This window comes from Bradyrhizobium sp. ORS 111 (genome assembly GCF_045571485.1).
GTDB lineage: Bacteria > Pseudomonadota > Alphaproteobacteria > Rhizobiales > Xanthobacteraceae > Bradyrhizobium.
In genome coordinates, this window is the sequence record NZ_CP120701.1 from 7591748 (window position 1) to 7613955 (window position 22208).

Below are 22208 nucleotides of genomic sequence, written 5' to 3' on the forward strand. Positions count from 1 at the left end.
TAGACACGCGGGTGTCCCGATGCCCTCGTGCGATCCCGGCGATATCGGCTGGGACGACGACTGCTTTTATGGAAAGACCAATCTTTTGACTTCCTTTCAGGATTTCGGCCTCGCCGATCCCATCGCGCGCGCGCTGCGCGAGGAAAACTATCTCACGCCGACGCCAATCCAGGCCCAGACTATCCCGCTTGCGCTCGCCGGCCGTGACGTTGTCGGCATCGCCCAGACCGGGACCGGCAAGACGGCCTCTTTCGCGCTGCCGATCCTGCATCGGCTGCTCGAGAACCGGGTCCGCCCGCAGCCCAAGAGCTGCCGCGTGCTGGTGCTCTCGCCCACCCGTGAGTTGTCTGGGCAGATCCTCGACAGCTTCAACGCCTATGGCCGCCACATCCGCCTCACCTCGGCGCTCGCAATCGGCGGCGTGCCGATGGGCCGTCAGGTCCGTGCGGTGATGCAGGGCGTCGAGGTCATGGTGGCGACTCCCGGCCGCCTGCTCGACCTCGTGCAGAGCAACGGACTGAAGCTCAATCAGGTCGAGTTCCTGGTGCTCGACGAGGCCGACCGCATGCTCGACATGGGCTTCATCAACGACATCCGGAAGATCGTCGCCAAGCTGCCGATCCGGCGGCAGACGCTGTTCTTCTCGGCCACCATGCCCAAGGACATCGCCGAGCTCGCCGAGGCGATGCTGCGCGACCCTGCCCGTGTGGCGGTGACGCCGGTGTCGTCCACCGCCGACCGGATCGCCCAGCGCGCGATCCAGGTCGATTTCGCCGCCAAGCCGGCGGTGCTGGCCCAGCTCCTGAAGCAAGAGCCGGTCGACCGCGCCCTGGTCTTCACCCGCACCAAGCACGGCGCGGACAAGGTGGTGAAGGGTCTCGCCAAGGCCGGCATCGAGGCCAACGCCATTCACGGCAACAAATCGCAAAACCACAGGGAACGCGTATTAGCGGCGTTTCGTTCCGGCGAGGTCCGCACGCTGGTCGCGACCGATATCGCCGCGCGCGGCATCGATGTCGACGGCATCAGCCATGTCGTGAATTTCGACTTGCCCAACGTGCCGGAAACCTACGTCCACCGCATCGGCCGCACCGCACGTGCCGGTGCCGACGGGGTCGCGATCTCGCTGATCGCGGGCGCTGAGGAAATGGGCTATCTACGCGATATCGAGCGGCTGATCCGCATCGCGGTGCCGCGGGAAGACCGCCGCACGCCGGGCCACCGCGACGCCGCGGCGCCGGCGCAGCCTTCCCAACCGCACCGGGGCGGCCGCTCTGCGCCACGCGCACATAATGTCCGTGGGAATGAGGCCGCTCCAGGCGCAAAAGGCCCTCGCCGTCGCCGCCGTCGAGGTGGTAATAATGGGGCGCCGCAGACGAACCGGGGCGAGTCGCCACGTCCGTCGCAGGCCGGCAGCAGCGAAAGCATTCAGGGCGTCGCCTTCTTGCATCGCGAGAGCCGGCCGAAATCGCAACCCAACCGCAACAAGCAACCGCAGCACTAGCCGTCGCTCGATCTGGAGAAACACATGGCTAAGGAAGAGCTGATCCAGTTCGAAGGACTGGTGACCGAAATCCTCCCCGACGCTCGTTATCGGGTCCAACTCGATGCCGGACACGAGATCGTTGCCTACACCGCCGGCAAAATGAAGAAGAACCGCATCAAGACGCTGGCCGGCGACCGCGTGACGATCGAGATGTCGCCCTACGACCTCGAAAAGGGCCGATTGATCTTCCGTCACAAGGACGAGCGCCCGAGCTCCCCCGGCGGTCCGCCGCGGGGTGGCCAGCAGCGCGGCGGCCAGTTCCGCCGCCGCTGAGCGAAACTTTTGCAACTGCTGCGCGCATGACATGCCGATGTCCTGCGCAATAAATGGCCGGCGCAGGCGCCGCCAAAAAATCGCGCACGTCAGGATTGTTTTGAACCGTTCTATCGAATAATATCGGGTATCGATTTTCGGCCGGACGACATTAGCTAACACCGGTACAGCCGGTTCAGACGCTGACGACCCTTCCAAAAATTCGATCTCACCACCCCGCCGACCAAGCGGGCTTTGAACTGTCTATCTGAGAAGGGACTACCCACGTGAGCATGGGAACCGTGAAGTGGTTTAACGCGACCAAGGGTTACGGCTTCATCCAGCCGGATGAAGGCGGGAACGACGTGTTCGTGCACATCAGTGCTGTCGAGCGCGCCGGCCTTGGCACTCTGCGTGAAGGCCAGAAGATCTCCTACGAGATCGTGGCTGACCGCCGTTCCGGCAAATCCTCGGCCGACAACCTCCGCGCCGCCGGATAAGCCGATTTCCGGAGCGCGTGAAGCTCCGGCAATTGCCGTCCAAGACAACAAAGGCCGCATCCTCGGATGCGGCCTTTTTTGTCTGGCTCACTGACGAGCGATCGCGGCAGCGGCCTGGAGCATTTTCGGTTTCTGACTGAAGCTTCACGCTACTTCGCTCGAAAGCGCTCTAATTGGTCGGACAACCCGTCGTCGGCACAGTTCCGGAGCTTCCCGTGTAGTACACGCAGGCCGACTGGCGGGGGCGGGTATAGGCGACGTCGCTGAGGTTGATGCCAGCCGACGACATCACCCAGCCGACTGTCGGCTTGTAGAGGTAGTTCACCTCGCTGAAGATCAGATAGGCGCCTCCGACCTGCAGCGCGGGAGGAATCGTGACGGTGCTGGCCGTGGCGCGCGGTGCCGCGCCCTGGCTCCACTGCACGCGGGCGGCCAGCGTGTTGGGATCGACATAGAGCTCGGAAATCGTCATGTTCGCCGGCGTCGCCGAATAGGGCGTCATGATGCCGATGCTGGCATTGAAGAAGTTGCTGAGATCGCTATCGGCCACCGCGGTCGACTGCGAGGTCAAATCGGACAACGTTCGCGCCACCAGCGTCACCTTGCGGTCGACGGCGACACCGGACGAGAACTCGACGGTGCCGAAGAACATCACCAGCATCACCGGCAGCACCATCGCAAATTCGACGGCCGCGAGCCCGCGTCCGTCGCGCGCGAAGCGGCGCAGGCGAAGCCGGATGCGTGATATCCGCTGCATGGTCCGCATCAGAAGGGCTCGTTCTTGAAGGCTGCGGTTGCCGTCAAGAGCCGCTTGTTGTTGTTCAGGTTGGCGGCGTTGAAGCCGAGCCCGGTCACGAACAGCGGCCATTGATAGAACAGGCGGACCACGACGATGTTGCCGGCGCCACCGATATTGTACTGCATGGCCGGAAGGAAGTTGCCGCTCGAATCGATCGGCGGAGTGATGTTGACAGAGCCGAACTGGTTCGCGGGATAGCTGCGAACGTCGACATAGATGCCGTTCTGGCAATCGAACAGAATGTTGATCTGATTGCAGACGAAGGCCTTGAACTGCGCCTGAGTGCAGGGCGTCGAGCAGCCCGTGACCTGCCCGTTCTGCGCCTGGCCGGTCAGAATCGTGCGCGCGGAATCCTGCGTCACGGTCTCCAGCACCTGGCCGGCGAAGAATATCATCGCCGTCTCGATGATCGCGAAAAGCAAGCCGAAGAACAGCGGCGCGACCAGCGCAAACTCGACGACGGCCGAACCGCGGCGATTGCGGCCAAAGCGTCGGAGACGTTTGAAGGAAAAGAGACCGGGCAGCGACATCAACGACCCCAGATGACTGGCGGCAACAACTAGCGAAGACTCATTGTTGAAGTGTTTCCCCGGATCGAGACGGGGCGGCCCGTTCCGTTAAGTCAATCCTAACCGTGTCGGATTGCCGGCCCGCGATCGACGGTGGCCCCGGCGTCCGCGAACGCGCCGGGGTTAAGGAGTCTCAGTTCGTCGGCTTGGCTGCAGCGGCGCCCGAACCGGCGGCCTGGCTGCTCAGCGTGCCGGCCTGGTCCATCGTCGCCTTGAAGTAGGTCTCGCCGTCGCCGAGGGTGACGCGGCGCTGGCAGACCGGCATGCAGCTATATGTCTCGCGGTCGACCCCGCGATAGACAGTGACGAGCTGATCGGTCGGGCCTTCGACCTGGATCTGGCGATCCACCAGCACCTGGCCGGTGCGGTCGAGCGCGATGAAGTTGGTCGCGCCGTAGCCCTTGCCGGTGACGACGACCACCCCGCCATTCTGCAGCGTCACGTCGGCGATCAGCGGATTTCCGACGACGATGGTGGCGATACCCGAGGGCAGCTTGACGAGCTTAGCCTGGTCAACATTGACCGCGATCCGGTCAGGATCCGGCGCAGCCGTGGAGACGGTGGGCCACAGCAGCATGACTGCGGCCAGGGAGATGAATCCAACGCGCGCGACGGCGCGAATACAGTGGGACTGAAACGACATACTCTACCCCGGGACGTTGACAGCCGGCAAAAGCGATACGCAGCGGACCGGCGCCCGACGTGGCAAATCTGACCGCAATTCATTTAAGAAGAGCAAAAATGGCCACGCCAATTGAAGCGGATGCCGCGACGCCTCGGTCGACTATCGTCTAGCCGAATCCTGCCACCGGCGAGAAGACTGGCCGGCACGCGACGCCGGGCCAATCGCATCTCGTCGCGCTTTGGGACGGCACGGATCGGGACGGCTGAGCAGCATCGCCACCTGAACCTTTCCGTTTCAGATTATCGCAATCTTAAGGGGTCTCGCGCAGCTTCCGCCGAGCGAACCGCGAGGGGCCCACGTGTCGTCGATAGGGATCGAGAAACGCACCGCCAGCTCCGGCGTCCGCGGCCTGACGCTCGATCCGGTCCGCATCCGGTCCGCCCTGGGACGCTGGTTCATGTTCAGCGACTACGGTGCGGCCGCGCAGCGACATATGGCCATCGTCTGGTCCTGCGTGCTGGGGTACGTCCTCGTCGACGTGATCTGGCTGCAAGGCTCGAGGTTGGCGTTCGCACCCTCGAACTGGACCGTCCTTCTGCAAGGCGTCGCCTACAGCGCGTTCGCCGGTGTCTTTATCGCTGTTGCATCCGGCCGCCTTGCCGGAGACCATCGGCGCCCGGCGGTCTTGCTGCGACGGGTTCTGCTTCTTACGGAATTGCTGTGGCGTACCGCCCTGCCCATCGGCGGACTGCTGGTCGCGGGGGCGCTGTTGACCTACTTGATCACCGCCGCAAACCTGCCCGCGCGGGACGACGTGTTGGCGGACATCGATCACCTGCTCGGCTTCGACTGGCCGAGCTTCCTGCAGGCAGCGAATGCGAGCCCACTGGTCGTGAAGCTGCTGGTCAGGGCCTACAACGCCCTCGGTCTGATCTCCGAGTTGGTCCTGATCTCGATGGTGCTGCGGCGACGCGGGGACAGGATCGCGGAATTCCTGGCCGTGCTCAGTCTGAGCACTGTGGCGGTATGCATCGGCATGGCACTGGTGCCGGCGGCCGGCGCCTTCGCGCATTTCCGCCCCGCCCCGCACCTGTTCGCGAACTTCTCGGCCGCGTGCGAGATGTGGCCGTTCTATCGAAGCTTCGTCGCTCTTCGCGACGGAACGCTTTCCGTCTTCGATCTGTCGGCCCTTGACGGCATCGTCAGCTTTCCTTCGTTCCACACCATGCTGGGGGTGATGACGGCCTACGCCGCGCGCGATACGCGCTGGCTCCTGATCCCCGTGCTGGCGGTGAATGGAACGATGATCCTGGCAACGATGCCGGTCGGAGGTCATCACCTCTGCGACGTGCTGGCCGGCGCCGCCCTGACCATTGGTGCAATCCTTCTGGTCCGTCGCCAGAGTACGGCGACGCCGATCCACCTTCAGCACGCGCCGGCCGGCGCCTGACCGATCGACGCAGATCGCGCGTATGTCGAAGCGCCCGCATCGGCGCGGCAGCAGTAGCCATAGCCGGGACTGGTCAATTGGCGGTGCGCGCGTAGACCACCGCGTGATCGTCAGCGTAGACACGCTGCCAGCCGCCGATGTGATCCAGCAGCTTGATCGCAGGCGTCGTCGGCTCCAGCATCACGGCATCGATGCTGTAAGTGCGGAGTAGATCGATGAAGCAATCGACATCCTTTAGCTGCAGCGCACGGTAATAGGCGACATCGAACGCCTCGCCATACAGCTCGGCACGGCCGTCGACGAACACCGGCACCTGTCGCCAGATCAGGTAGCCGCCGAACGGAAGGTCGTTAAGGACCCGCCTGAGGTTGCGCGCCTTCAACAGGTCGACCGCGGCCTCAGGCGATTGCGCGGCAGGCGGCGCGATGCGATCGCTTCCGGCAACAGCCCAGGTCGAGCCGCAGAGCGCGACCAGCAGCGCGACTGCCGGTGCGGCCCTGAGCCGAACCACGCGAGCCGCCTGCAAGCCGAACTGGGCCGCCACCGGCGTCAGGACGACCATCGGCAGCAACAGGGCGAAGATCTCGATATTCCGGACGTGGGACAACGCCATGTACAGCAGGCCGAGCACAAGAGCGATCCGCGGCGGCGGCAGCCTCACGCCGCGGTAGAGCGCGGCGGCGATCAGGGCGATAACGGCAAACTCGAAACCGCCGCTGCGGCCGAAATCCACCGGCATCCATTCCCCGATGAGATGCAACAGTTCACCGAGACTTAGAATCTTCAGCGAAGCGAAGATCGAACCCCAGCCATAGGGCGTCACGCAGCACGCGGCCAGCGCGGCGATCCCGAAGCCGGTCCAGCGCAGCGCCAGCGGCGGCCGCTGCGCTGGCGCGGCGTTCCAGATGGCGTCGAGTGCGAATGCGCCGACCAGCACCAGGCCGAACAGGAATCCGCCGTGTAGATTGGCCCAGAGCGCAATCAACGGCAGCAGCCAGAACGACGGCGCCTGGCGGTGCTCGCTGGCGCCCATCAGACCATTGGTCCAGGCGATCATGACCGGCAGCACCAGAACGTGCGGACGGGCCAGCAGGTGCGAGGTCGACAGCGCAAATGCGGCGAGCGCAACCACGCTCGCATAGATCGAGGGCATCCGGCAGCTCAGTATGGCGGTGAGGTGCGCGAACGCAGCGGCGATGCAAATCGCGGCCAGCGCCGCGGGTCCGGTCCATCCGGCCAGATCGTAGGCCAACGCGTACAGAACCTGCGAAAGCCATGACGACGACATCCATGGTTCGCCGGCCCTGGTGAACGAATAGATATCGACCGACGGCACCGTGCCGTGATCCAGAATCCATCGGCCGACGGCGATCTGCCAGTAGGTGTCGGAGTCGGCAAGCATGCTGCTGCCGGCGAACAGCAGCAGCCCATAGATGCCGCACGCCACCAGAAACCAGGCGGGCACCTCGCCGAGGACCGAGGCTCTGTCCCGTGGAATGGTTGCGTTCTCTGAGCTCATGGCGGCATAGGCCGGACAATCAACTCATTGACGAAACGGGTAGGCCAGTTGTCCGCCGATCTCGGCGGGAATTGCCTTGTCGTCGGCACCGTAATTCGCGGGCAGCACGTTGTCGGGCATCCGGAATGTTCCGAACAGGATATCCCAGATCGGGAAGGTGCCGGCAAAGTTGGTGTCGCCGCCTTCATCGACGCTGGTGTGATGCCAGCGGTGAAAGACCGGCGTCGCGATTACGTATTTGAACGGACCCAGCGTCCAGTTCAGGTTGGCGTGGACAAAGGCTGAGTGGAATGTGGTGAACGGGCCGACCCACAGCATGATGTTCGGCGAGATGCCCGCCATCAGCAGGACGACATCAACCGAGATCGTTCCGATCAGCAAGTTCACGGGGTGGAAGCGCGCCGCGGAAATCCACTCGAGATCCTCTGACGAGTGATGGATCGCATGGTATTTCCAGAAGTCACCGCCGTGAAACATCCGGTGCAGCCAGTAGAGCATGAAGTCCGACGCAACCAGGAAGAGGATCGCCTGCAGTGCAAGCGGAAGCTTCGACAGCGGCCCGTGTCCGTTGTCATAGAATGCGATCAGTTCGTCCGCGCCGTGCACGTTGAAGACAGCCGCGGCACCAACGACCAGCAGCCCGATGCGAAACACGCGCGCGAACACCGGCACGAAGAACCAGTAGCAGATGTCGGTGACGAGCTCGCGCTTCTGCCACCACGGCTTGCCGGGATTGCAGGCCCAGAAGTGAGTCAGCACGGTGAAGATGACCGCCAGCATTGCCGTGATCGGCATGACCTTGATCATGGTCTGGCCGAGCATCTCGATGACTTCAAGAGGGAGTGTGGGCATGGCGGCCTCGTCCAATGGCAGCCCTGATGGGTATCGAGTTGCGCTTAAAGACCCGTGAATCCTGGTCGACCCTGAAATCCCGGAACAATTCGCGATTTTCGCAATCGGCTTAATGCCAAATTTACTGTGCGCAACAACTGCGGGGTCCGGCCATTTTTGCGCGATCAAATTAACTGCGCCGCAATTGTCGAAACCTAGGGTGCCGCGATGGTCACGGTGCTGAGAACGCCGGCCAGACCAACTATAGTTCGACCAGCCACGTGTACACAGGAGTCATTTATGAAGAACCTTGTTTCGCGCTTCGCGAAGGACGAGTCCGGCGCGACCGCTATCGAGTATGGACTGATCGCAACCGGCATCGCGATCGCGATCATCGCTGCGGTCAACGGCGTCGGCACGGCGCTGTCCGGGAAGTTCGTCACGATCTCGACCTCGCTCAAGTAAGCCGTTCCGGCGAGTTTGCCTCAAAGGTCCCGGTGCTCCCGGGACCTTTACTGTTTTGGGCCGTCGCTCCCCTCTTCTTCAAAGGCTGCGAACGGCTCTTTCCCGATTGTTCACCATTGGCAGCTAGCGTCGGATTTCGACCCCAGCTCCGGCTTGATGGCGTTTTCATCCATGATCCTCGACATCGCGCGCTTGATGCTGTTTCCGGCCTTGATGGCATTCGCGGCAGCGAGCGATCTGCTGACCATGACGATCCCGAACCGGGTGTCTCTGGCGCTGCTCGCCGGCTTCGCAGTCCTGGCGCCGCTGTCGGGGATGGGAGTTCACGACATCCTCAGCCATGTCGGCGCCGGCGCGCTGGTGCTCGCGGTGGCGTTCGCCATGTTTGCGATGGGATGGGTCGGCGGCGGCGACGCCAAAATCGCGGCGGCGGTCGGCCTCTGGTTCGGCTTCGAGCACCTGCTCGAATACCTGGTCCTGGCATCGCTGTTCGGCGGCGTGCTGACCATGCTGCTGTTGCAGTTCAGGCTGTGGCCGCTGCCGTATCGGCTCGCCTCGCAGACGTGGCTCGCCCGCCTGCACGACAAGCGGACCGGCATCCCTTACGGTATCGCGCTCGCGCTCGGTGCATTGCTGGTCTATCCGGAGACCGTCTGGATCAAGACGATCGATCTCGCCCATCTCGCCATGCGCTGAGAACCACGGGTAACCAGCCGTTAAGCCGATTTAGATACGCCTCATTAACCATGCTTTGACGAATAGCTGGTCAACTCCCATCACGGCGGCGGCAGCGTCGCGGTGTCATGTGGAAAGTGAAGCGTGATGAATACGGCCCGCATTGTCGTCCTCGCTATCGCAGGCTGCGCCGGCCTCGCCGCGCTCTATCTGGCGAGCGGAAGCGACAACAAGCCTGCCCCCGTCGCAGCCCCCGTCGCGCAGCTCCCGACGGTCGATATTCTGGTCGCACGGTCCGATATCGGTCTCGGCCAGACTGTGAAGCCTGACGACCTGCAGTGGCAGACTTGGCCAGCGGCGACCGCCAGCAACAGCTTCATGCGCCGCGACACCCGTGCCGACGCCATCAAGGACGTCACGGGCTCGATTGCCCGCGCCCCGTTCATCCAGGGCGAGCCGATCCGCGAGCAGAAGCTCGTCAAGGCCGACGGAAGCGGATTCATGGCAGCAATCCTGCCGAGCGGCATGCGCGCCGTATCAACCGAAATATCGCCTGAAACGGCAGCCGGCGGCTTCATCCTGCCGAACGACCGGGTCGATGTCCTGCTGTCCCGACGGGACAAGAATCCCGACCGCGCCGGCGCCGACGTCGTCAACTCCGAGGTGATCCTGACCAATGTCCGCGTGCTCGCGATCGATCAGGCTCCGAAGGAGAAGGACGGCACCAACGCCGTGATCGGCAAGACCGTGACGCTGGAGCTGAAGCCCGAGCAGACCGAGACGCTGGCGCGCGCGCGCCAGAGCGGTACGCTGTCGCTCGCGCTGCGCAGCATCGCGGATCTCAACGCGACCGACCTGCCGACCGATGACAACCACAACAGACGCGGCGAGACGGTGAACGTCATCCGCTACGGCGTTGCCAGCCAGGCAACGATGCAGAAGTGACGATGAGGGCACAGGGGATGAGCTGCGGGGCAACTCAACGGGGGATGCGGACTTCTGTGGTCCGTGCCCTGTCGTTTTCGGCGGTCGCAGCATTCACGCTCAACCCGGCGCTGATCCCGGTTATGGCAAGCGATTATCGCGTCCCGGCGCCGATTTCCGCCGACGGCCAGATGAATGCGCGCTTCCTGTCGCTGGGCATCGGCAAATCCGTGGTGATCGATCTGCCGCGGGACATCAAGGACGTGCTGGTCGCCGATCCCAAGATCGCCAATGCCGTCGTCCGCTCGGCGCAGCGCGCCTACATCATCGGCGCGACGGTCGGGCAGACCAACATCGTGTTCTTCGACGCCGCCGGCCAGCAGATCGCCGCCTATGACATCGCCGTCAAGCGCGACCTGAACGGCATACGTGCCGCATTGCGACAGGTGATGCCCAATGCCGACATCCAGGTCGAGGGCATCGGCGACAGTATCATGCTGTCGGGCACCGCATCGAGCCCGATCGAGGCGCAGCAGGCCAATGATATCGCAGCGCGGCTCGCCGGCGGCGCCGACAAGGTCGTGAACTCCATCGCGGTCCGCGGCCGCGACCAGGTGATGCTGAAGGTCACGGTTGCCGAAGTCTCGCGCAGCCTTGTCAAGCAGCTCGGCATCGATCTTACCGCCAACCTCAACTACGGCACGGCGGTCGTGAAGTTCAACAACAGCAATCCGTTCACGGCGAACACCGCGCCGCTGGTGCCGACCAACGAGATCACCACCTCGTTCGGCGCGACGCCCTCGGTCTCGGCGACACTCCGCGCAATGGAAAGCGCGGGCATCGTACGGACGCTCGCCGAGCCGAACCTGACGGCGATCTCCGGTGAATCGGCGACCTTCATCTCGGGCGGCGAATTTCCAATTCCGACCGGCGTGACCTGTCAGACGTCGTCGACCGGCACGATCGGCAATTGCGTCCAGACCGTCAGCTTCAAGAAATTCGGTATCTCGCTGAACTTCACGCCGGTGGTGCTCACCGAAGGGCGGATCAGCTTGCGGGTGATGACGGAAGTCTCCGAAGTCTCGAACGAGAATGCGCTGACCGGCGGCCAGGGCGGAACGACGATTCCCTCGATCAAGACCCGCCGCGCCGAAACCACGCTGGAAATTCCATCGGGCGGTTCGATGGCGATGGCCGGCCTGATCCAGGACCAGACCAAGCAGGCGATCAACGGGCTTCCCGGCCTCGCCTCGCTCCCGGTGCTCGGCACGCTGTTCCGCAGCCGTGACTTCGTCAACAAGCAGACCGAGCTGATGGTGCTGGTCACGCCCTACGTCGTCCGCGCGGTGGCGCAGAAGGATTTGTCGCGACCGGATGACGGCTTCGCCAACGCGTCCGATCCACAGGCCGACCTGCTGGGCAGCATCAATCGCATCTACGGCGTACCGGGACGCACCGACCCGGCGCGGAATTACCGCGGCACTTACGGCTTCATTACCGACTGAGGCGGGGACGATGACGCAGACGACATTCATGACACCCGCCGGTTGGACGCGCGCGCTCTGTCTCAGCGGGGCGCTCCTCGGTCTTTCCGTGGCACTCGGCGCCTGTCAGCACACCAACGACGACAGCCTCGCGATGATCAATGCGCCGGCCGACTACCGCCAGCGTCATCCGATCGCCGTCACCGAGGCTGATCGCTCGATCGTGGTCTTCGTCGGTCGCGGCCGCGGCGGCCTGACCGCCGAGCAGCGCGCCGAAGTGATGGGCATGGCGCGGGACTGGATGCGTGAGGGCACCGGTGCCGTCAGCATCGACGTGCCCGTCGACACCCCGAACGCCCGCGCCGCTCAAGATTCGCTGCGCGAGATCCAGGCCACGTTCGCCGCCGCCGGCGTGCCGCCGCGCGGGGTCATCGTCCGCAAATATCATCCCGACGATCCGCGCCAGATGCCGGCGATCAGGGTGAACTATCCGAAGATGACGGCGGTCGCCGGACCGTGCGGCCTGTGGCCGGAGGATCTCGGCCCGTCGATCCACAACAAGTCCTACATCGAGAACAAGCAGTACTACAATTTCGGTTGCGCCACGCAGCGCAACTTCGCGGCCATGGTCGAGGATCCGACGGATATCGTGCAGCCGCGCGCCGAAACTCCGGCCTATACGCCGCGTCGTAACATCGCCTTCGACAAGTACCGCAAGGGGACCACCACCGCGACGACCTATCCCGAGTCCGACAGGGCCAAACTCAGCGACACTGGCAAATGATCACCTACGCGAGACAAAACTCCGAAGAGCAGCCGGACGTCACCTCGCCCGCGGAGGATCATATTGCGCCGGCGCCGCGGGTTTCGGTGCAGGCGTTTTGCGAGACGGTCGAGACCGCTGCCGCCGTGCAGTCGGCGGGCGAAGATCGCCGGCTGGCCAAGGCGCACCTCAAGATCCAGATGGGCGGGATGGCGGCAGCCATCGAGGCCTATCGCTCGGCGCCGACGCCCAACGTCATCGTTCTCGAAACCGAAGCCCGCAACGACATCCTGGCCGGCCTCGATCAGCTCGCCACGGTCTGCGACGCCGGCACCCGCGTGATCGTGATCGGCCGCGTCAACGACGTCACGCTGTATCGCGAGCTGGTGCGCCGCGGCGTCAGCGACTATGTGATCGCGCCGGCGCAGGCGATCGACGTGGTGCGCGCGATCTGCAATCTGTTCTCGGCGCCCGAAGCCAAGGCGGTCGGCCGCATCATTGCCATCGTCGGCGCCAAAGGCGGTGTCGGCGCCTCCACGATCGCCCACAACGTCGCCTGGGCGATCGCCCGCGACCTGGCGCTGGATTCCGTCGTCGCCGATCTCGATCTCGCTTTCGGCACCGCTGGCCTCAATTACAATCAGGACCCGGCGCAAGGCATCGCGGATGCGGTGTTCTCGCCCGACCGCGTCGATACCGCCTTCATCGACCGCCTGCTGTCGAAATGCACCGACCATCTGAGCTTGCTGGCGGCGCCGGCGACGCTCGACAAGGTGTACGATTTCGGATCCGAAGCGTTCGACGCGATCTTCGATACGCTGCGCACCACGATGCCCTGCATCGTTCTCGACGTGCCCCACCAATGGTCGGGCTGGACCAAGCGGGCGCTGATCGCAGCCGACGACATCCTGATCGTGGCCGCGCCCGACCTTGCCAATCTGCGCAACGCCAAGAACATGTTCGACCTGCTGAAGGCGGCGCGACCGAACGACCGCGCCCCGTTGTACTGCCTGAACCAAGTCGGAATGCCGAAACGCCCGGAGATCGCGGCCGGCGAGTTCGCCAAGGCGATCGAAAGCCAGCCGATCGTCGCCATCCCATTCGATCCGCAAATCTTCGGTTCGGCCGCCAACAACGGCCAGATGATCGCGGAGATCTCCGCCAATCATCGCGCCGTCGAGATGTTCCTGCAAATGGCGCAGCGGCTGACCGGCCGCGGCGAGACCAAGAAGCCGAAGAGTTCGTTCCTGTCACCCCTGCTCGACAAGCTGCGGGCGAAGTAGCGGCCCGCGTGGAGACGAGACGTCGTGTTTGGTAAGCGTAGCGGAAGCGATTCGGACCTGCGGGCGCCCAAGCCCGCATTTCAGACCCCGGAGCCTTCCGGGCCGTCGGCGATGCCGCGCGAGTCCGCCGCACCGGCGATATCGTCGCCGCCGCTCGCCCCGGCGAAGCCGGCGCCCGCTCCCACCATCGAGACCCGCCGCTCGGACAACTATTATCAGGTCAAGGCGACGATCTTCGGCGCCCTGATCGAGGCGATCGACCTCGCCCAGCTCGCCAAGCTGGACAGCGAATCGGCGCGCGAGGAAATTCGCGACATCGTCAACGAGATCATCGCGATCAAGAACATCGTGATGTCGATCGCCGAGCAGGAGGAGCTGCTCGACGACATCTGCAACGACGTGCTTGGCTATGGACCGCTGGAACCCCTCCTGTCGCGCGACGACATCGCCGACATCATGGTGAACGGCGCGGGCACCGTGTTCATTGAAGTCGGCGGCAAGATCCAGCGCACCGGCATCCGCTTCCGCGACAACCAGCAGCTTCTGAACATCTGCCAGCGCATCGTCAGCCAGGTCGGCCGGCGCGTCGACGAATCCTCGCCGATCTGCGACGCGCGTCTCGCCGACGGCTCCCGCGTCAACGCCATCGTCCCGCCGCTCGCGATCGACGGCCCCGCGCTCACCATCCGCAAGTTCAAGAAGGACAAGCTGACGCTGGAGCAGCTCGTCAAGTTCGGCGCGATCACGCCGGAAGGGGCGACCATCCTGCAGATCATCGGCCGGGTCCGCTGCAACGTGCTGATTTCCGGCGGCACCGGCTCCGGCAAGACGACGCTGCTGAACTGCCTGACCAATTACATCGAGCACGACGAGCGTGTCATCACCTGCGAAGACGCCGCCGAACTCCAGTTGCAACAGCCGCATGTGGTGCGGTTGGAAACCCGCCCGCCGAACATCGAGGGCGAAGGCCAGGTCACGATGCGCGAACTGGTCCGCAACTGCCTGCGTATGCGCCCGGAGCGCATCATCGTCGGCGAAGTCCGCGGACCCGAGGCGTTCGACCTGTTGCAGGCGATGAACACCGGCCATGACGGCTCGATGGGCACGCTGCACGCCAACAATCCGCGCGAGGCGCTCTCGCGCTGCGAATCTATGATCACCATGGGCGGATTCTCGCTTCCATCCCGCACGATCCGCGAGATGATCTGCGCCTCGATCGACGTCATCATCCAGGCCGCTCGCCTGCGCGACGGCTCGCGCCGCATCACCCACATCACCGAGGTGATGGGCATGGAAGGCGACACCATCATCACCCAGGACATCTTCCTCTACGACATGATCGGCGAGGATGCCAACGGCAAGATCATCGGCAGGCACCGCTCGACCGGCATCGGCCGGCCGAAATTCTGGGAACGCGCGCGCTACTACAACGAAGAGAAGCGGCTTGCGGCAGCGCTCGATGCCTCCGAAGCGCCGCCGCCGACCTGAGGAAGCGCAAGATGCAGATGCAAACCCTTGCCGTGGCGTTCCTGGCCGCAACAACCGTGGGCGGCCTCGCCTGGGTCTTCCTGTATCCCTATCTGTCCGGGGAAAAGAAGGCCGAGTCCCGGCGCGCGTCGGTGGCGCGCTCCGAGACGAGCGCCGCGCGCGGTCCCGAACGCTCGCAGCGCTCACGCCGCGAGCAGGTCGAGGGATCGCTGAAGGAGCTGGAGGCGCGGAGCCAGAAGGACAAGAAGATCCCGCTCGGCATGCGCATCTCGCAAGCCGGACTGGAATGGTCCGAGCAGAAGTTCTGGATCATCTCCGGCGTGCTCGGCTTGTTCGGGTTCGGCGCGGCATTCCTGGCCGGCGGCGGCCTGCTCGGCGCGGCCGGCATCGGCTTTGCGATGGGCTTCGGGCTGCCGCGCTGGCTGCTTAGCTTCCTGAAGAAGCGGCGGGAAAAGGCATTTCTGAAGGCGCTGCCCGACGCCGTCGACGTCATCGTGCGCGGCATCAAGGCCGGTCTGCCGCTGTTCGAATCGATCAAGGTAGTCGCCGCCGATTCGCCGGAACCGCTACGCAGCGAATTTCTCGCCATCATCGAAACCCAGGCGATCGGCATGCCGCTCGCCGAGGCCTGCTCCCGGCTCTATGAACGCATGCCGCTGCCCGAGGCGAACTTCTTCGGCATCGTGATCGCGATCCAGCAGAAATCCGGCGGCAACCTGTCGGAGGCACTCGGCAACCTGTCGAGAGTGCTGCGCGACCGCAAGAAGATGGCCGAAAAGATCCAGGCGATGTCGATGGAAGCCAAGGCTTCGGCCGGCATCATCGGATCGCTGCCGCCGATCGTCATGCTGCTCGTGTTCATCACGACGCCCGATTACATCGCGCTGCTGTGGACCCATCCGACCGGCCAGTTGATGCTGGTGTGCTGCGCCGTCTGGATGTCGATCGGCGTTCTCGTGATGAAGAAGATGATCAACTTCGATTTCTGACGGTGCAGCATGATCGAGTTCCTTGTCGCTAAGCTCCACGACGTCAGGTTCATGACCATGCTGCTTGCCTTCTTCGCGGCAAGCGCCACGGTCTATACGCTGGTGATGCCGCTGTTCGCCGGAGGCAACCTCAACAAGCGCATGAAGGCCGTCGCCAGCGAGCGCGAGCGCATCCGGCAGCGTGAGCGCGACCGCCTGGCCAAGACGGAGAAGGTGGCGCTGCGGCAGACGCCGAAGCAGATCGTCTCCAAGGTGGTCGACGACCTGAACCTCACCAAATGGCTGGCTCAGGAGGCCGCGCTCGAGAAGCTGGTGATGGCGGGCTATCGCGGCCACGCCCCCTACGTGACGTTCCTGTTCGCGCGCGCGGTCGCCCCGATCGTGCTTCTGCTGGCTGCCATCGTCTATACATTCTTCATCGTGGGTGCCGGCTGGTCGATGCCGATCAAGATCGGCATCTGCGTCGCGGCAGCCTATGCCGGTCTGCAGGCTCCGATGCTGTTCCTGAGGAACGCCATCGCCAAGCGTCAGCTCTCGATCAAGCGCGCCTTCCCCGATTCGCTCGACCTGCTGCTGATCTGCATCGAGTCAGGCATGTCGGTCGAAGTCGCCTTCCGCAAGGTGGCCCAGGAGATCGCCGGACAGTCACTGGCGCTGTCGGAGGAGTTCGCGCTGACCACGGCGGAGCTCTCCTATCTGCAGGATCGCAAGGCCGCCTATGAGAACCTGGCGCGTCGCGTCGGGCTCGAGGGCGTCAAGTCGGTGTGCCTCGCCCTGCAGCAGTCGGAACGCTACGGCACGCCGCTCGGCCAGAGCCTGCGCGTGATGGCACAGGAAAATCGCGACATGCGGATGAACGAGGCCGAGAAGAAGGCGGCGGCGCTGCCGCCCAAGCTGACCGTGCCGATGATCCTGTTCTTCCTGCCCTGCCTGTTCATCGTGATCCTCGGTCCGTCCTACATCAAGCTGACGGCGATCTATTAGGACGCGCGGACACACGGAAACGACGACGCCCGGCTTGGCCGGGCGTTGCTTTTGCGGGTTACATCGGACAGACCGCAGCCTTGCTGATCGCCTCTGCTTCAGTCGTCCTGGGCGACTACCGGAGCGGATTTCGACGCGGTGCGCGGACCGTCCTTACGGTTCAGCATGTCGCGCAGATAGGCGACATTGGCCTCCGCCTCGCCCGGTGGCAGATCGGCCTTGACGATGCTTTCGGCTTCCGTGAAGCGGCCCTGCAGGCCGACGACGAGCGCCAGGTTTTGCCGTATCCGCCCGTCGCTGCGCGCGCCGGCATAGGCACGGCGCAGCGTCTCCTCGGCCTTGGGCAGATCCTTGGTCAGCATGTAGGAGAGGCCGAGATTGGACAGCACCGACGGTTCGTCCGGGGCGATCCTCAGCGCGCTCGCGTAGTAGCGGCGCGCCTCGTCGTGACGGCCCATCTTGTCGAGCGTCGTGCCCTGCACCGACAGAATGCGCCAGTCCGGATTGTCCGGGCTGTGCGCACGGCTCAGCACGTCGAAGGCGGCCTGCGAATTACCGTTGTCGGCGAGCGCGCGGCCGTAGGCGGCAAGCAGCAGCCGGTTGCCGGGATTGGCGATGGTCGCTTGTTCCAGCACGGCGCAGGCCTGCGCGCGCTGGCCGGTGGCCCGCAATGCCTGGCCGTACGCCAACGCAGCGTCGACATCCTTCGGATTCTTGCGGTAGCGCTCGCCATAAACTTCCGCGGCCCGGTGCGGATCATCAGGCGCGGATGGCGTCCGGGTCGCCAGGGATCCCGTCACGTCGGACATGGTCTGACAACCGCCGAGGCCCGCAGCCAGGATCGCCACGACGGCCGCGGAAACGACATGCCGGGCAGCAAGCCGGCCCAGGTTGGACTGTCCACGCATGGCGCTTTGACTCACGAAATCGGGCAAATGGAACGAGCCGAATGGGCCAGCAATAGACTGTTAAGCCTAACGTCTGGTTAATTGGGTTCCGTCGCGAACGCGGCGACGAGGTCCGATTCTGCCGGTGCCGCCAACCGCTGCCGCGCTACCATCCACGGCGAAAGGCGTGTAGTAGCGACCTACGACGCCAGAATAGCCGAGAATCGCATGTCATCCGTGTTCGAAACCGCACTTGTAACCGACGCGATCCCGATCACTTTCGTCACCAAGACGACATGGGATGCGATCCGGAGCGAGTTGCCCGCGCCGGCGCGGCAGTTCGCCGAGGCCAACGGCTTTGCGGCCAAGCCCGGCAAATGCCTGGCACTGCCGGCATCCGACGGCAGCATTGCGCAGGTGCTGTTCGGCCTCGAGGAGGACAGCCACAAGGCGCGCGATCCGTTCCGGCCGGGCGCTTTGCCCGGCTTGCTGCCGCCGGGCGTTTACCGCTTTGCCAACGCGCCGCACGACATCAGGCTTGCCGCGCTCGCCTTCGCACTCGGCTGCTACCGCTTCAGCCGCTATCGCAAGAAAGAGGCGCCCGAAGTGCGGCTGGTGCCGCCCGAGGGGGTCGACGCCGCCGACATCACACGCATGGCGAATGCGGCGGCACTTGCGCGAGACCTCATCAATACGCCGTCCAACGACATGGGCCCGGCCGAGCTCGCGGGCGCGGCGCAGGAACTGGCGACGCGGTTCGGCGCCGGCTTCAACTGCATCACCGGCGCGGCGCTGGAGCAGGGTTTTCCGCTGATCCACGCCGTCGGCATGGCTTCGGCGCGCGCCCCCCGGCTGATCGATCTGACCTGGGGCGATCCGGCGCATCCGAAGGTGACGTTGGTCGGCAAGGGTGTTTGCTTCGATACCGGCGGGCTCGATCTCAAGCCGTCGAGCGGCATGCTGCTGATGAAGAAGGACATGGGCGGCGCTGCCAACGTGCTGGCGCTGGCGCAGATGGTGATGGACGCCAAGCTGAAGGTGCGGCTGCGCGTGCTGATCCCGGCGGTCGAGAACGCGGTCGCCAGCAACGCGTTCCGCCCGCTCGACGTCTTCCGGTCGCGCAAGGGCATCACCGTCGAGATCGGCAACACCGATGCCGAGGGGCGGCTGGTGCTCGCCGACGCGCTGGCGCTGGCCGATGAGGAGAAGCCCGATCTGCTGATCGATCTGGGCACGCTCACAGGTGCGGCGCGTGTGGCGCTGGGACCGGATCTGCCGCCGTTCTATACCAACGACGAGACGCTCGCCGGTGACATCGCCGCCCTCGCCAAAAGCGAGAACGATCCGCTGTGGCGCCTGCCGCTGTGGCCGGCCTACGACGCCTGGCTGGACTCCAAGACCGCCGACATCACCAACGCGCCGTCGGGCGGCTTCGCCGGCTCGATTACCTGCGCGCTGTTCCTACAGCGCTTTGTCGAGCACGCGAAAGCCTGGCTGCATGTCGATATCTATGGCTGGACGCCGACCGCGAAGCCCGGCCGCCCCGAGGGCGGCGAGTGTCAAGCCGCGCGTGCGATCTACAAGCTGCTGAGCCAGCGCTATGCATGACCCGCGCCTGACTCCGGTCCGCGATGACCTTGCCGCGAAATATCTCGAGGGCAGGGTCAAAGCCGCACGCTTCGTCGAGGGCGAGGAATTCGAGGTCGGCGAGGCCATTGCTCCGCTCCGCTGCGCGCCGGGCGCCGATGCCGAACAGATGACGCAGGCGCTCAAAGGCGAGCGCGTCACCGTCTACGACCGCAACGGCGAAGGCTGGGCGTGGGGCCAGCTCACTGATGACGGCTATGTCGGCTGGATCCCCGAGGCTACGCTGACCAAGCCCGGTCCTGCGCCGACCCACAAAGTGACGGCGCTTCGCACGCTTGCCTTTCCGGGACCGTCGATCAAGCTGCCGCCGGCCGACGCGCTGGCGATGGGAACGAAGCTGACTGTCGTCCGCGAGGACGGCGCCTTCGCCGTGACCCGCGAAGGCTGGCACCTGCCACGCCTGCATCTTAGCCCGCTCGATTCGGTGGAACGGGACTTTGTCGCGATCGCCGAGCGTTTCGTCGGGGCGCCGTATCTCTGGGGCGGCAAGTCGAGCCTCGGCATCGATTGCTCCGGCCTCGTGCAGGTCGCGCTGACCGCGGCCGGCACCGGCTGCCCGCGCGACAGCGACATGCAGCAGGATGGACTCGGCCGCGACCTGAGCGCAGCCGAGCAGAAGCATCTGCAGCGTGGCGATCTGATCTTCTGGAAAGGTCATGTCGCTATCGTGCGCGACGCCTCCACCATCGTGCACGCCAACGCGCATCATATGGCAACCGTGATCGAGCCCACGCAACCCGCCATCGCGCGGATCAAGGCCGCCGGCAGCGAGGTCGTTACGATCAAGCGGCTGTAGGCAGATTCTGTAGGATGGGTGGAGCGCAGCGAAACCCGTCGGGCTGCAAACGGCGCGGCAAGATGATGGGTTTCGCTTCGCTCTACCCATCCTACTCGGATCACTACGTCGCCACCGCTCCCTCGCCGTCGGTCTCCAGCCGGAACGCGGCGGCGAACAGTGCGCGGGTGTAGTCGCTCTTCGGATTCTTGAACAGCACGGAGGCCGGTCCTTCCTCCTCGACCTTGCCGGACTTCATCACGATCAGGTGGCTTGCGAGCGAGGCCACCACGCGCAGATCGTGCGAGATGAACATGTAGGTGAGATCGCGCTTGCGCTGCAAATCGCGCAACAGGTCGACCATCTGCGCCTGGAGCAGCATGTCGAGCGCCGAGGTCGGCTCATCCAGCACGATGAAGTTCGGCTCCAGCACGACCGCGCGTGCGATCGAGATGCGCTGGCGCTGACCGCCGGAGAATTCATGCGGATAGCGGAAGCGCCAGTTGGGATCGAGGCCGACGTCCTGGAGTGCCTTCACCACCCGCGCCTCGCGCTCCTCGCGCGATAGCTGCGGCTGGTGCACTTCGAGCCCCTCGGCGATGATATCGGCTACCGACATGCGTGGACTAAGCGAGCCGAACGGATCCTGGAATACGATCTGCATGTCGCGGCGGAACGGCCGCATCTGCTTGAAGCGCAGGCCCTGGATCTCGTTGCCGAGGAACACGATCGGTCCGTCCGACGAAATCAGCCGGAGCAACGCCAGCCCCAAGGTGGTCTTGCCGGAGCCGGACTCGCCGACGACGCCGAGCGTCTCGCCCTTGCGCACGGCAAGACTGACGCCGTCGACCGCCTTGATATGGCCGACGGTGGAGCGCAACAGGCCGCGCTTGATCGGAAACCAGACCTTGAGATTGTCCGCCGACATCACCACCGGCGCGCCGGGCTGCGGCGGCGCCGGATCGGGCTTCGGCTCGGCCGCGAGCAGCGCGCGGGTATAGGCGTGCTTCGGCGCGGTGAAGACCTGCTCGACCGGGCCCTGCTCGACGATCTTGCCGTTGTTCATCACGCAGACCGTGTCGGCGATGCGGCGGACGATGCCGAGATCGTGGGTGATGAACAGCAGGCTCATGCCGAGCCGGGTGCGGATTTCCGCGAGCAGCGTCAGGATCTGCGCCTGCACGGTGACGTCGAGTGCCGTGGTCGGCTCGTCCGCGATCAACAGATCGGGCTCGTTGGCGAGCGCCATCGCAATCATCACCCGCTGGCGCTGACCGCCCGACAATTGGTGCGGATAGCTCTTGAGCCGCGTCTCCGGTTCGGGGATGCCGACCTGGCGCAGCAGTTCCAGCGTCCGCGCCCGAGCCGCCGCGCCGCCGATGCCCCGGTGCAGCGACAGGATCTCGCCGATCTGCGCTTCGATGGTGTGAAGCGGATTGAGCGAGGTCATCGGCTCCTGGAAGATGATCGAGATGTCATTGCCACGAACCTCGCGCATCTCTCGGTCGGACGCGGTCAAAAGGTCCCGGCCGCGAAAGCGGATTGCACCGGAGGGATGCGACGCCACGGGATAGGGCAGCAGCCGCAGGATCGACAGCGCGCTGACCGATTTTCCCGAGCCGGACTCGCCGACCAGGGCCACGCACTCCCCGCGCTTGATCGAGAATGAGATCCGGTCGACCGCGACCGAGCGACCGAACGCTACCGAGAGTTCGGAAACATCGAGCAGCGGCTGGTTGATGGCATCCATGCG

General features: G+C 64.7%; 22 protein-coding genes. 15 read left to right on the forward strand and 7 right to left on the reverse strand.

Annotation, left to right across the window (positions count from 1 at the left end):
• The first annotated feature begins 85 nt into the window (after positions 1 to 85).
• From P6U30_RS35125 to P6U30_RS35135, 3 genes are all read left to right on the forward strand, one after another.
• On the forward strand, positions 86 to 1504 hold the full coding sequence (locus tag P6U30_RS35125; RefSeq protein ID WP_407170619.1) for a DEAD/DEAH box helicase: 1419 nt from the start codon (positions 86 to 88) through the stop codon (positions 1502 to 1504).
• Positions 1505 to 1528: 24 nt separating this feature from the next.
• Positions 1529 to 1819, forward strand: coding sequence for a translation initiation factor IF-1 (infA, locus tag P6U30_RS35130; protein WP_066515688.1), 291 nt, complete (start codon positions 1529 to 1531; stop codon positions 1817 to 1819).
• Between the two features lie 266 nt (positions 1820 to 2085).
• Positions 2086 to 2298, forward strand: a complete 213-nt coding sequence (locus tag P6U30_RS35135) for a cold-shock protein (protein ID WP_016842648.1) — start codon at positions 2086 to 2088, stop codon at positions 2296 to 2298.
• A gap of 169 nt (positions 2299 to 2467) precedes the next feature.
• On the opposite strand, the gene P6U30_RS35140 is transcribed toward P6U30_RS35135, so the two are convergent.
• From P6U30_RS35140 to P6U30_RS35150, 3 genes are all read right to left on the reverse strand, one after another.
• The gene (locus P6U30_RS35140) at positions 2468 to 3055 is read right to left on the reverse strand and encodes a TadE/TadG family type IV pilus assembly protein (RefSeq protein WP_407167241.1); all 588 of its coding nucleotides are present in this window, start codon (positions 3053 to 3055) and stop codon (positions 2468 to 2470) included.
• A gap of 8 nt (positions 3056 to 3063) precedes the next feature.
• Positions 3064 to 3627 carry a TadE/TadG family type IV pilus assembly protein gene (locus P6U30_RS35145; RefSeq protein WP_407167242.1) on the reverse strand — a complete coding sequence of 188 codons (564 nt, stop codon included), beginning with the start codon at positions 3625 to 3627 and terminating at the stop codon, positions 3064 to 3066.
• 172 nt (positions 3628 to 3799) lie between these two features.
• A complete protein-coding gene (locus P6U30_RS35150) occupies positions 3800 to 4309 on the reverse strand; it encodes a pilus assembly protein N-terminal domain-containing protein (RefSeq protein WP_407167243.1) in 510 nt (169 codons plus the stop codon).
• Between the two features lie 340 nt (positions 4310 to 4649).
• Between P6U30_RS35150 and P6U30_RS35155 the strand changes: the two genes are divergently transcribed.
• Complete coding sequence (locus P6U30_RS35155; RefSeq protein ID WP_407167244.1) at positions 4650 to 5741, forward strand: phosphatase PAP2 family protein; 1092 nt, start codon at positions 4650 to 4652, stop codon at positions 5739 to 5741.
• 73 nt (positions 5742 to 5814) lie between these two features.
• Here P6U30_RS35155 and P6U30_RS35160 read toward each other — a convergent pair whose 3' ends face one another.
• Both P6U30_RS35160 and P6U30_RS35165 read right to left on the reverse strand, forming a co-directional pair.
• Positions 5815 to 7260: a hypothetical protein gene (locus P6U30_RS35160; RefSeq protein WP_407167245.1), complete on the reverse strand. Its 1446-nt coding sequence runs from the start codon at positions 7258 to 7260 to the stop codon at positions 5815 to 5817.
• A 24-nt stretch (positions 7261 to 7284) separates the two neighbouring features.
• Entirely contained in the window at positions 7285 to 8112 is an 828-nt protein-coding gene (locus tag P6U30_RS35165) for a sterol desaturase family protein (RefSeq protein ID WP_407167246.1), read from the reverse strand.
• A gap of 279 nt (positions 8113 to 8391) precedes the next feature.
• Between P6U30_RS35165 and P6U30_RS35170 the strand changes: the two genes are divergently transcribed.
• The 9 genes from P6U30_RS35170 (at position 8392) to P6U30_RS35210 (ending at position 17146) form a co-directional block, all read left to right on the forward strand.
• Positions 8392 to 8556, forward strand: a complete 165-nt coding sequence (locus P6U30_RS35170) for a Flp family type IVb pilin (protein ID WP_407167247.1) — start codon at positions 8392 to 8394, stop codon at positions 8554 to 8556.
• Positions 8557 to 8727: 171 nt separating this feature from the next.
• Positions 8728 to 9252: a prepilin peptidase gene (locus tag P6U30_RS35175; RefSeq protein ID WP_407167248.1), complete on the forward strand. Its 525-nt coding sequence runs from the start codon at positions 8728 to 8730 to the stop codon at positions 9250 to 9252.
• Positions 9253 to 9378: 126 nt separating this feature from the next.
• The gene (gene cpaB / locus P6U30_RS35180) at positions 9379 to 10176 is read left to right on the forward strand and encodes a Flp pilus assembly protein CpaB (RefSeq protein ID WP_407170620.1); all 798 of its coding nucleotides are present in this window, start codon (positions 9379 to 9381) and stop codon (positions 10174 to 10176) included.
• 17 nt (positions 10177 to 10193) lie between these two features.
• On the forward strand, positions 10194 to 11660 hold the full coding sequence (locus tag P6U30_RS35185) for a type II and III secretion system protein family protein (RefSeq protein ID WP_407167249.1): 1467 nt from the start codon (positions 10194 to 10196) through the stop codon (positions 11658 to 11660).
• A gap of 10 nt (positions 11661 to 11670) precedes the next feature.
• Positions 11671 to 12423 carry a CpaD family pilus assembly protein gene (locus P6U30_RS35190; RefSeq protein WP_407167250.1) on the forward strand — a complete coding sequence of 251 codons (753 nt, stop codon included), beginning with the start codon at positions 11671 to 11673 and terminating at the stop codon, positions 12421 to 12423.
• Positions 12420 to 13685, forward strand: a complete 1266-nt coding sequence (locus P6U30_RS35195; RefSeq protein ID WP_407167251.1) for a CpaE family protein — start codon at positions 12420 to 12422, stop codon at positions 13683 to 13685. Before P6U30_RS35190 ends, P6U30_RS35195 begins: the two co-directional genes overlap by 4 nt.
• A 24-nt stretch (positions 13686 to 13709) precedes the next feature.
• The gene (locus P6U30_RS35200) at positions 13710 to 15173 is read left to right on the forward strand and encodes a CpaF family protein (RefSeq protein ID WP_407167252.1); all 1464 of its coding nucleotides are present in this window, start codon (positions 13710 to 13712) and stop codon (positions 15171 to 15173) included.
• A gap of 11 nt (positions 15174 to 15184) precedes the next feature.
• Positions 15185 to 16162, forward strand: a complete 978-nt coding sequence (locus P6U30_RS35205) for a type II secretion system F family protein (protein WP_407167253.1) — start codon at positions 15185 to 15187, stop codon at positions 16160 to 16162.
• Between the two features lie 9 nt (positions 16163 to 16171).
• Positions 16172 to 17146 (forward strand): type II secretion system F family protein, encoded by a 975-nt coding sequence (locus P6U30_RS35210; RefSeq protein WP_407167254.1) that lies wholly within the window; start codon positions 16172 to 16174, stop codon positions 17144 to 17146.
• Between the two features lie 98 nt (positions 17147 to 17244).
• On the opposite strand, the gene P6U30_RS35215 is transcribed toward P6U30_RS35210, so the two are convergent.
• The gene (locus P6U30_RS35215) at positions 17245 to 18054 is read right to left on the reverse strand and encodes a tetratricopeptide repeat protein (protein WP_407170621.1); all 810 of its coding nucleotides are present in this window, start codon (positions 18052 to 18054) and stop codon (positions 17245 to 17247) included.
• Between the two features lie 207 nt (positions 18055 to 18261).
• Here P6U30_RS35215 and P6U30_RS35220 point away from each other — a divergent pair, with 207 nt between their 5' ends.
• Positions 18262 to 19641, forward strand: a complete 1380-nt coding sequence (locus P6U30_RS35220) for a leucyl aminopeptidase family protein (protein WP_407167255.1) — start codon at positions 18262 to 18264, stop codon at positions 19639 to 19641.
• The gene (locus P6U30_RS35225; RefSeq protein ID WP_407167256.1) at positions 19634 to 20476 is read left to right on the forward strand and encodes a C40 family peptidase; all 843 of its coding nucleotides are present in this window, start codon (positions 19634 to 19636) and stop codon (positions 20474 to 20476) included. The genes P6U30_RS35220 and P6U30_RS35225 overlap by 8 nt, the downstream gene beginning before the upstream one ends.
• A 103-nt stretch (positions 20477 to 20579) precedes the next feature.
• Here P6U30_RS35225 and P6U30_RS35230 read toward each other — a convergent pair whose 3' ends face one another.
• A complete protein-coding gene (locus tag P6U30_RS35230) occupies positions 20580 to 22205 on the reverse strand; it encodes an ABC transporter ATP-binding protein (protein ID WP_407167257.1) in 1626 nt (541 codons plus the stop codon).
• Positions 22206 to 22208 lie beyond the last annotated feature (3 nt).

Bases quoted from the DNA above. Each gene is read 5' to 3' on its own strand.
- infA (WP_066515688.1), top strand. From the start codon at position 1,529: ATGGCTAAGGAAGAGCTGATCCAGTTCGAAGGACTGGTGACCGAAATC.
- P6U30_RS35140 (WP_407167241.1), bottom strand. From the start codon at position 3,055: ATGCAGCGGATATCACGCATCCGGCTTCGCCTGCGCCGCTTCGCGCGC.
- P6U30_RS35145 (WP_407167242.1), bottom strand. From the start codon at position 3,627: ATGTCGCTGCCCGGTCTCTTTTCCTTCAAACGTCTCCGACGCTTTGGC.
- P6U30_RS35150 (WP_407167243.1), bottom strand. From the start codon at position 4,309: ATGTCGTTTCAGTCCCACTGTATTCGCGCCGTCGCGCGCGTTGGATTC.
- P6U30_RS35160 (WP_407167245.1), bottom strand. From the start codon at position 7,260: ATGAGCTCAGAGAACGCAACCATTCCACGGGACAGAGCCTCGGTCCTC.
- P6U30_RS35165 (WP_407167246.1), bottom strand. From the start codon at position 8,112: ATGCCCACACTCCCTCTTGAAGTCATCGAGATGCTCGGCCAGACCATG.
- P6U30_RS35170 (WP_407167247.1), top strand. From the start codon at position 8,392: ATGAAGAACCTTGTTTCGCGCTTCGCGAAGGACGAGTCCGGCGCGACC.
- P6U30_RS35175 (WP_407167248.1), top strand. From the start codon at position 8,728: ATGATCCTCGACATCGCGCGCTTGATGCTGTTTCCGGCCTTGATGGCA.
- cpaB (WP_407170620.1), top strand. From the start codon at position 9,379: ATGAATACGGCCCGCATTGTCGTCCTCGCTATCGCAGGCTGCGCCGGC.
- P6U30_RS35185 (WP_407167249.1), top strand. From the start codon at position 10,194: ATGAGCTGCGGGGCAACTCAACGGGGGATGCGGACTTCTGTGGTCCGT.
- P6U30_RS35190 (WP_407167250.1), top strand. From the start codon at position 11,671: ATGACGCAGACGACATTCATGACACCCGCCGGTTGGACGCGCGCGCTC.
- P6U30_RS35195 (WP_407167251.1), top strand. From the start codon at position 12,420: ATGATCACCTACGCGAGACAAAACTCCGAAGAGCAGCCGGACGTCACC.
- P6U30_RS35205 (WP_407167253.1), top strand. From the start codon at position 15,185: ATGCAGATGCAAACCCTTGCCGTGGCGTTCCTGGCCGCAACAACCGTG.
- P6U30_RS35210 (WP_407167254.1), top strand. From the start codon at position 16,172: ATGATCGAGTTCCTTGTCGCTAAGCTCCACGACGTCAGGTTCATGACC.
- P6U30_RS35215 (WP_407170621.1), bottom strand. From the start codon at position 18,054: ATGCGTGGACAGTCCAACCTGGGCCGGCTTGCTGCCCGGCATGTCGTT.
- P6U30_RS35220 (WP_407167255.1), top strand. From the start codon at position 18,262: ATGTCATCCGTGTTCGAAACCGCACTTGTAACCGACGCGATCCCGATC.
- P6U30_RS35225 (WP_407167256.1), top strand. From the start codon at position 19,634: ATGCATGACCCGCGCCTGACTCCGGTCCGCGATGACCTTGCCGCGAAA.
- P6U30_RS35230 (WP_407167257.1), bottom strand. From the start codon at position 22,205: ATGGATGCCATCAACCAGCCGCTGCTCGATGTTTCCGAACTCTCGGTA.